This window comes from uncultured Dialister sp. (assembly GCF_900541605.1).
In the GTDB taxonomy this organism is placed as follows: domain Bacteria; phylum Bacillota; class Negativicutes; order Veillonellales; family Dialisteraceae; genus Dialister.
Window position 1 is genome coordinate 1 of sequence record NZ_UQKJ01000077.1, and the last position, 9,251, is coordinate 9,251.

The 9,251-nt window shown below is 52.2% G+C and carries 9 protein-coding genes; all 9 read right to left on the bottom strand.

The annotated features are described in order from the left end of the window. Window positions 1-245: 245 nt before the first annotated feature. The 9 genes from ribF to rimP all read right to left on the bottom strand — a co-directional run bounded on the left by ribF (window position 246) and on the right by rimP (window position 9,016). Complete coding sequence (gene ribF, locus QZR21_RS06310) at window positions 246-1,175, bottom strand: riboflavin biosynthesis protein RibF (RefSeq protein WP_296098467.1); 930 nt, start codon at window positions 1,173-1,175, stop codon at window positions 246-248. 3 nt (window positions 1,176-1,178) lie between these two features. After that, window positions 1,179-2,030, bottom strand: a complete 852-nt coding sequence (gene truB, locus QZR21_RS06315; RefSeq protein ID WP_296098464.1) for a tRNA pseudouridine(55) synthase TruB — start codon at window positions 2,028-2,030, stop codon at window positions 1,179-1,181. Then, complete coding sequence (locus QZR21_RS06320; protein ID WP_296098462.1) at window positions 2,030-2,995, bottom strand: bifunctional oligoribonuclease/PAP phosphatase NrnA; 966 nt, start codon at window positions 2,993-2,995, stop codon at window positions 2,030-2,032. Before QZR21_RS06320 ends, truB begins: the two co-directional genes overlap by 1 nt. Then, entirely contained in the window at window positions 2,992-3,345 is a 354-nt protein-coding gene (rbfA, locus tag QZR21_RS06325) for a 30S ribosome-binding factor RbfA (RefSeq protein WP_296098460.1), read from the bottom strand. The genes QZR21_RS06320 and rbfA overlap by 4 nt, the downstream gene beginning before the upstream one ends. 912 nt (window positions 3,346-4,257) lie before the next feature. Continuing rightward, window positions 4,258-6,801: a translation initiation factor IF-2 gene (gene infB / locus QZR21_RS06330; protein ID WP_296098458.1), complete on the bottom strand. Its 2,544-nt coding sequence runs from the start codon at window positions 6,799-6,801 to the stop codon at window positions 4,258-4,260. A 17-nt stretch (window positions 6,802-6,818) separates the two neighbouring features. Continuing rightward, a complete protein-coding gene (locus QZR21_RS06335) occupies window positions 6,819-7,130 on the bottom strand; it encodes a ribosomal L7Ae/L30e/S12e/Gadd45 family protein (RefSeq protein ID WP_296098455.1) in 312 nt (103 codons plus the stop codon). Further along, a complete protein-coding gene (locus tag QZR21_RS06340; protein ID WP_296098452.1) occupies window positions 7,123-7,389 on the bottom strand; it encodes an RNase P modulator RnpM in 267 nt (88 codons plus the stop codon). Before QZR21_RS06340 ends, QZR21_RS06335 begins: the two co-directional genes overlap by 8 nt. Continuing rightward, complete coding sequence (nusA, locus tag QZR21_RS06345; protein ID WP_296098447.1) at window positions 7,386-8,525, bottom strand: transcription termination factor NusA; 1,140 nt, start codon at window positions 8,523-8,525, stop codon at window positions 7,386-7,388. The genes QZR21_RS06340 and nusA overlap by 4 nt, the downstream gene beginning before the upstream one ends. A 20-nt stretch (window positions 8,526-8,545) precedes the next feature. Then, entirely contained in the window at window positions 8,546-9,016 is a 471-nt protein-coding gene (gene rimP / locus QZR21_RS06350; protein ID WP_296098444.1) for a ribosome maturation factor RimP, read from the bottom strand. Window positions 9,017-9,251 lie beyond the last annotated feature (235 nt).

Genomic DNA, 9,251 nt, shown 5'->3' on the forward strand with positions numbered 1-9,251 from the left:
GTGCATAAAAATCCTTATGAAATCTGACTCTGCGAATTAATCAGCGCTTCCTTAACAGCAGGAAGTGCAAGAACAGCCGGAATGACAAAGTGCGGATAGCATAACCGGCAATTCAATGATTCTGCAAACCTCTCTCCGCGTATAGTCACTTGAACCCCTTTGGAAGCAAAATACGGAAACCATGCAAAAGGCGGCGCACCATCAATGATGCGCCGCTGCTTTTTTCATATTGTCTCACAAATGCACTACTTTACCGTCGCCAATATCCGCTCTGCCTCCCGGACATCTTTTGCGATCTGCTCCCGCAGGGCGTCGGCAGAGGGGAAGCGGATTTCTCCCCGAAGCCGCCGGATCCATCGGAGCGTAAAGGGACTGCCGTAGATGGACTCGTCAAAATGGAAAATGAAGGTTTCTATGGTTCTTTCTTCATTTCCAAAGGTGGGATTGGTACCCACATTCGTAATAGCAGGGTATGTCCGTCCATGGATAATGGCTTCCGTGGCATAGACCCCATCGGCAGGGCACACGTGGTTTTCCGGGAGCTCAAGGTTTGCCGTGGGAAATCCCAAAATATCCGTGCCCCGGTGAAATCCATGGACAATGTCACCGGATGTGGTATAGAACCGTCCCAGCAGGCGGGCCGATTCAGTCATATCCCCTTTCTGGATGAGGCTGCGAATGGCGGTGCTGGATACAATCTCCCCATCTTCCGAGAAGAGGGGCACCACTTCCGCCCTGATCGGTGTATGCTGAAAGAATTCCAGAAGCATGGGGCTGTTTCCGAGAGCCCCATGACCGAAGGTAAAATTTTCTCCGGTCACTATGCCTGCAAGTCCTGGCAGGGTTGCCAGTTCTTCCAGAAACGTTTCTGCCGGTTTCGCAAGAAATTCCCGATCCGGTGCCAGAAAGAGGGCCAGCTTCATGCCTGCTTTTTCAAAGGACTGTTCCTTTTCTTTCCTGTCCTGGAGCAGGGGCACATGAATATCCGGTGCTAAAACCGACAGGGGATGGGGCCAGAAGGTAAGTACCCCCGGCAGGGCTCCTTCGGCCAGAGCCAATGATTTTACTTTTTCAAAGAGCTTCCGATGTCCCAGATGGCAGCCGTCAAAAAATCCCATGGCCAGCACAAATCGGCTATGGACCGGCAATTCCTTCAATGATTGATAGATATCCATGACTCAGGAAAACACTTTCTTTGGATGAATGATTCCTCTTTGAATAGAAGCGATGCCGAGGAATCGGGAACCTGAAAATACAGCCACACTCCCGGCATCCTTCTCCCCTGTATGGATTCTCTTTCCCTGGAGAAAATCAGCCGCCTCTTTCTCGGAAATATCTATCTGGCCCAGGCCTGACAGGATGGGATGGAGGTCACGAAGGATGGCTCCTTCCGGGTCCTTTTCGATATCTTCCAGAGTCCATGCATCTTTCAGGGTGAAAGGACCCATTTCGGTTCTCGTGAGAGCACTCATGGTGAGGAGGCAGCCCGCCGCCTTTCCCAGGTCCCGTCCCAGGGCCCGGATATAGGTACCGGCACTGCAGGTGACAGACATATGGATAAGCGGAGGCTCTATATCTTCTATGGTGAGATCATAAATGGTAACCGGCCTGGCCGGCAGGTCCACTTTCTTCCCTTCCCTTGCCAGCTTATAGGCCCGTTCCCCGTGTACTTTCAGGGCAGAATAGGCAGAGGGCACCTGCATGATAGGGCCCCGCAGGGCAGCTGCCGCTTTTTCAAAGACCGAAAGATCCTCCGGCAGGGGACCTTTTTCAAGGATCCTGCCGGTCATGTCTTCCGTATCCGTGGCAATGCCCATGGTGAATTCCGCTTCGTAGGTCTTCCGGTGAATGGGGGCATACTCGATGAGCCTCGCAGCCCGCCCCAGAAATACGGGCAGGACGCCGGAGGCCATGGGGTCCAGTGTCCCGCCGTGGCCGATTTTTTTCTGGTGGTAAATCTTCCGGAGTTTTGCAATCACATCGAAGGAGGTCCATCCCTTCGGCTTCACCACATTGATGACACCATCCATCAGAGGTATTTCTCCGCTGCTTTTACAAAGAGCGGCTCCGCCCCTTCGAAGGAATCATGAATGGTGCAGCCCGAAGCTTTCCAGTGGCCGCCGCCGCCAAATTCTGCTGCCAGTTCCCCTACGTTGGCATAGTCTTTGGAGCGCAGGGAAATCCGAGTTTCCCTGTCTCCCTTGTACTTGAAAAGCGCCGCAATTTCACAGCCCTTGATGCACCGGGGAATGGAAGCGTAGGCATCGGAATTTTCTCCATCCAGGTCCATGGCTTCTTTTCCCATGTAGGCGATGACGATCTTCCCATTGTCGTAGGAATGGACCGTACCCGCCACGAGCTGGTAGCATTTCATGGCTTCCTCCGTCTTTTCATCGAGACGGTTGGAAATATAGGAAGGATCCGCTCCCATGGCGACGAGACGGCTGGCCATGAGCAGGGTATGGGGGGATGTGCAGCTGAACTTGAAGAATCCGCTGTCCGTACCGATGGCCATGTAGAGGGCATTGCAGGTGTCCTTGTCCATCCGGATGTTTTCATCGAAGAACATTTCCGCCAGCATTTCCGCTGTGGCTGCGTATTTATACTGCAGGTACAGATAGTCCGTATACCGTTCATTGGACCGATGGTGGTCAATGCAGAGGCTGTCTACATCGGGAAAATCGAAGTTTCCTCCCCGTTCCAGATTTCCCAGGTCCGTGAAGACCAGGGCATCGTAGTCCCGCCCTTCCGGAATGAATGTATGCACCAGCTCCGTGGTCTTGATAAGCCGGTATACCTGGGGCACCGGATCCGGCAGTACCATGTCCGCTTCCTTTCCCATGGACAGAAGCACATTGTGGAGCGCACAGATAGACCCGACATCGTCTCCATCAGGATGCTCGTGGCCTACAAGAAGGAACCGGTTATGGGATTTCAAAAAGGCCATGGCCTCTTCTTTTGTAATTTCTTTGGCGTGATTCAGGGCAAGGCTCATTTGTCTTCCTCCTCATGGATTTTTTTCAGAAGACCGTCGATGTGCATCCCATAATCCAGGGATGTATCTTCTTCAAAGGAAATTTCCGGGGTGTAATAAATTTTGAGCCGCTGCCCAAGTTCCCGGCGAATGAAGCCTTTCCCCCGGTTCAGGGCTTCCAGGGAAGCCGCCTTTTCTTCGTCCTTTCCAAAGAGGGAAACGAAGATTTTCGCTTCCCGCAGGTCTCCGGTCACTTCGACGCCGGTGACAGTGACAAAGCCGATGCGGGGATCCTTCAGGTCATGGAGCAGCATGCTGCTCACTTCCTGTTTAATAAATTCCTGTACTTTGCGTACGCGTAATTCAGACATGGTACACCTCCTATGGGGTACGCCGATCGTTCGGCAGATAATCTATAGAGAAAAACATCCGCCCTTTATTCTGTTGAAAAGGCGGATGGGAATAATCAGGGGTAACGCCCTGCGGTCGAAGTGGTTCAGGGGGAATGGCCTCCGGCCAAAGGAGAACGGGCTTCGCCCGAGGGTGTGCTCATGGGATGCCGCAGGCGAAGCCACAGGAAAGCACTGACTAAGTCCTTGCCAGATTTCATTCTTGGATTTTACGCAATGCAAGGAATAATCCGACAGGAATCGCAGACTATTTAAGACAAAGTCCTGCATAGGACTGCTGCGCCCAAGGTAAATTGATCAGCCAGCCGCTAAAAAGAAAGCATCTCCCTTTTACCCTTAGCCAAGTTATGACGAAATAGTGCATAAAAATCCCTATGAAATCTGGGGAAGCGCTGATCAATTCGCAGAGTCCGATTATACATGTATTTTCATGCAATACTGTGTCATAATCCTCCTTAAATAGCTCGCTATTCGCGTCGGATTATTCCCTGTATTGCATGAAAATACAAGAGTATACTCGAACAACGATTTAATCAGTGCTTCCCTGGCTCTGCGTATTAATCATCGCTCCCCTGGCTTTGGCAGCGATATCTTTGTAAGACTGTCACTGACTTTTTCCGGAAGATTTCTCGGCTCTTTCTCACATACTATTTTCGTAGATAAAGCCAAGACTGTGCGAAATGCCGCTCGAGATGACGGGGTAAGGATAGTGGGACATAGAAAAGTATATCTTCTGCGGCGCTATCCATTTTGTGCGCCGCACCACCCCCTCGCCAGAGGCGTTTCCCTTGAGCCACCTCGCCGAAGGCGTTCCCCTTCAGCCACTTTGCATATAGCGGTTCTCACCGGAAAGGAAGATTTCCTTCCCCCTTCTTATTCCAGCTTGGCTGCTTCTTCCTTCAGTTCGAAGGCTTCCAGCTGGTCTCCTTCTTTCACGTCACGGTAGCTGTCGATGGCGATACCGCATTCGAAGCCTGCAGCCACTTCCTTCACGTCATCTTTGAAACGGCGAAGGGATGCAATCTTACCTTCATGGATAACGATACCATCGCGGATGAGGCGGAGCTGGCAGGTACTGGTGACTTTACCGTCCTGGACATAAGAGCCTGCTACGATGACTTTTGGAGTATGGATGACCTGGCGCACTTCCGCATGGCCCAGGAGAACTTCGCGGATGGTGGGTTCCAGCATACCGGCCATAGCGGCTTTGACATCGTCGATGCAGTCGTAGATGACGCGGTACAGACGGATATCGACCCCGTCTTTTTCCGCCATGGCTCTTGCATTGGCATCAGGACGGACATTGAAGCCGATAATGAGGGCATGGGAAGCAGAAGCCAGCATGACATCGGATTCGTTGATGGCACCGACCGCAGAATGGACGATGGAAATACGGACTTCGTCGCTCTTGATAGCGGTAAGGGACTGTACCAGTGCTTCTACGGAGCCCTGGACATCGGCTTTGATGATGATATCCAGTTCCTTCATTTCCCCTTCTTTGATCTTCTCGAAGATGTTGTCCAGGGTAACCTTCTGTACGCTTCTCTGTTCTTCTTCCTTGGCCTTCGATGCCCGGAGTTCTGCAATGGCTCTGGCTTTCTTTTCATCCATTACATAGAAATGGTCGCCCGCTTCCGGCACGCTGTCCATACCAAGGATTTCCGCCGGTGCAGAAGGCTCGGCGCTCTTCATCTTACGGCCATTTTCATTGGTCATAGCGCGGACACGGCCCCAGCACTTGCCGGCCAGGATGCCATCTCCCACGTGGAGGGTGCCGTTCTGCACGAGGACGCTCATGACAGGGCCCCTGCCCTTATCGAGCTGGGCTTCTACGACAACGCCATAGGCTTCACGGTTCGGATTTGCCTTGAGTTCCTGCATTTCTGCCACCAGGAGGATATTTTCCAGAAGGTCATCAAGGCCGATTTTCTTCTTGGCGGAAATGGGGGTCATAATGACATCGCCGCCCCAGTCTTCGGCAAGGAGGCCTTCCTTGGACAGTTCTTCCTTGATGCGGTCAGGGTTGGCACCGGGCTTATCAATTTTATTGATAGCTACCATAATCGGCACCTTCGCATTCTTTGCGTGGTGGATAGCTTCGATGGTCTGCGGCATGACGCCATCGTCTGCTGCTACGATGAGAACTGCAATATCGGTGATCTGGGCACCTCTGGAACGCATGGCGGTAAATGCTTCATGGCCCGGGGTATCGAGGAATGTAATCTTGTGTCCTTTGTAACGGATCTGGTAAGCACCGATTCTCTGGGTAATGCCGCCGGCTTCGTGCATGGCTACATTGGTCTGCCGCAGGGCATCAAGAAGGGTGGTTTTGCCGTGGTCTACGTGGCCCATGATGGTAACCACTGCAGGCCGGGGCTTCAGGAACCGGGGATCATCGGGAGCCGGTGTATATTCGGTGGGATCTGCCGCTTCCTTCGGTTCCAGCAGTTTCACGCCGAATTCTTCTGCCAGGATTTCCACGGTATCCCGATCCAGGTTCTGGTTGATGGTGGCCATGACGCCATCCATCATGAGATGCTTAATCACTTCGCTGACTTCCCGTCCGAAGAGATCTGCCAGTTCCTTCACGGTAACGCTCGGCGGAAGTTCCACTTCTGTGGGATAGGTGACGGCTTTTTTCTCAGCCATATGCTTCTTTTTCTTTGTCTGGTTCAAAGAACGGGCCATGAGGGAGCCCCCTTCTTTTTCCCTCCGGCTTCTTTCCCAGTCCTTCTTCGTCTTCTTCTTTGCCGGTTTTTCCCGTCTCTGGGTGGCTGCCGGTTTTTCTTCTACCGGAGCGGGGCGGCTGTTCCGGTCATTAGGCCGTCTATCCTGATGGGGACGGTCATTCCGGTCATTCCTTCCGTTTCCATTTCTATCATTTCTGCCCTGGGACGGTCTGCCGGATTCGGTCCGATTCCTGCTGTCCCTCTGGGGACGGTCACTCCGGTTTCTTTCGCCCTGCCTTTCATTGCGGCTGTCCCGGGTATGGAAATTCTTTTCATCCCGCGGACGGTTTTCTTTCCGTTCCTGTCTCGGTTCTTCCGCCCGGCGGGCCGGCTTTGCTTCCGCCTTCGGCGCCGGCTTCGGTTCTTCTGCCTTTTTCACCGGTTTCGGAGCCGGTTTCGGTTCTTCCGGCACTTCAATGGAGGAATAGGAGGACTGCTGTTTCACTTCCCTGTTCTTCCGGTCCGTAGGCCGCCCCTGCTGGTCGAACCGTACAGTCCGAATCATGGGCCGGCGGGCAGGCTTCTTCTTGGCGGCAAAAGCCTTCGCCAGCACAGCGTGGCCATTATCATCCACACTGCTCAGACGGCTCGTCACATCAATATTATTCTTCTTCAGTACTTCCAGTACCTCTTTATCGGTTTTCCCAAATTCCCTGGCTAATTCATAAACTCTTTTTTTCTTCTGCATAAGCAGCCTCCCAACCTTTATGATTTCCGGCGGTCAATTTTTTCCGCAATTGCCCTGCCGAATCCTTGATCTGTAATCAGCGCTGCTGTCCTGACACCTTTCCCCAGAGCCTGTCCCAGCCGTTCTTTCTCGCCAAACAGCCGGCATGGCAGGTGGAGCCTTTCAGCAGCTTTTATATATTCGTCCTTTGTGCGCGGGGAGCTGTCTTCTGTAACAATCAGCAGGACGGCCTGCCTCTTTTTCAACCCTTCTGACACCTGTTCATTCCCGGAAAGCAGTTTTCCTGCTTTCATGCAAAGGCCAAGCATCCTGTAAATCGGCTCATCCATTTTCAATCTGTGATTTCAGTGCTTCGTACACTTCTTTGGAAACCGGACGCTTCAGGGATTTCTCCAGGCCATGGGATTCATAGGCCTTCGTGAAGCAATCCATATTGTCGCATACATATACGCCGCGGCCCGATTTCTTACCGGTCCGGTCCACTTCGATGATACCCGTAGGAAGCGCCACAATACGGAGAAGCTCTTTTTTCGGCTTCAGTTCCTTGCATCCTACGCACATGCGCATGGGGATCTTTTTTACTTTCATTCTTTATCTTCCTCCGTATCTCCGCCGGCCTCGATATCTCCCAGGATATCATCGTCTTCCGCTTCCTCTTCGGGCTGGCCGAATCCTTCTTCCTTCGCCTGGGTCTCGCTCTTGATATCAATCTTCCAGCCGGTCAGCTTGGCAGCGAGTCTGGCGTTCTGTCCGGACTTGCCGATGGCCAGGGACAGCTGGTAGTCAGGAACCACCACGAAGGAAGATTTTTCTTCTTCCCACACGGAAACAGAAATGACCTTGGCCGGGGAAAGGGCATTGGCGATATAAACGGCCGGATCCTCGTCCCAGCGGACAATATCAATCTTTTCATCATGGAGTTCATCCACAATATTCTGGACACGCTGTCCCTTCGGTCCTACGCAGGCCCCGACAGGATCCACATTCGGGTCCATGGCGTAAACAGCAATTTTGGAGCGGGAGCCTGCTTCACGGACTACGCTCTTGATTTCTACGGTGCCGCTGTAAATTTCCGGTACTTCCAGTTCAAAGAGCCGTTTCAGGAGATTTGGATGGGTCCGGGACAGGATGATTTCCGGTCCCTTTGTGGTCTTCCGTACTTCCAGCACGTAGCATTTAATCTTATCATTGGTGTGGAATTCTTCCCCTTCAATCTGTTCTGCGTAGGGAAGAATGCCTTCTACCCGGCCCAGGTCTACGAAAATGGTGCGGGATTCGCTCCACTTCACGGTGCCCGTAATCACATCGCCTTCACGGCCGGAGAATTCGTTGTAAATGGACCCTCTCTCCGCTTCCCGGAGCTTCTGGATCATGACCTGCTTGGCAGTCTGGGCAGCGACGCGGCCGAAATTTTTCGGAGTCACATCGATCTGCAGCATATCGCCGGCTTCATAGGATTTATCAATCTTTTTGGCATCTTCCACAGTGATTTCATTCACCGCATTTTCCGAAGCAGGATCAATGGTTTCCACCACCGTTTTTTCTGCGTAAATATGATAGTCCCCGGTTTCACGATTCAGGGAAACGGAAGTCTTCGCATTGCTGCCGGTTTCCTTCTTGTAAGCGGTGAGAAGCATCATTTCCAATGCATCAAAAACCACGTTCTCATCCACTTTCTTGGCCTTCACGAGACCCTTGACTGCTTCTATTAAATTGCCATTCACGATGAATATTTCCTCCTGCTTTAAAATGAAAAATGCAGCCTTACCTGCGAAATCTTATCCCTGTCTACAGACGTCTTTGTGCCATCCTCCATCTCCAGGAGAAGGGCTCCTTCCTCCGAAAGGCCCAGAAGCTTTGCAGTGAAAGCTTTCACCTTCGTACCCTCAAGGGGAGCGAAGAGCTTCACATCCACGTCGCTGCCGGTGTACCGGATGAAATCCTTATCCTTCTTCAGTACCCGGTCCAGTCCCGGGGAAGAGACCTCCAGCATGTAGTTATCCGGAATCAGGTCTGCCTCATCCAGAAGGGCACCGGCCTTTTCACTGACCGCCTGGCAGTCAGAAAGATCCACGCCGCCTTCCTTGTCAATGAAAATGCGGAGAATCCAATTCCGTTCCCGCACATATTCCACATCCACAAGCTCGATGCCTTCCGCTTCCAGACGGGACTCCAGCAGTTTTTCCACTGCCTCTTCGATTTCCCTGCGCGCCATATGCCCTCCCTTATGCAAACATCCTACTATAAGAAAAAGTGAGCCGAAGCTCACTCCACAGGAAATTCTATAAACACACTTACCGAAGACATTATATCACATCTTGTAAAGCGTGGGAAGGGCCGCGGACCTCGGCCAAAGTGATGGGTAAGGGGCCAAACGGGGTGAATGGGCAAAGCAAGGGAAGCACTGATTAAATCGTTGTCAGATTTCATTCTTGGATTTTTATGCAATG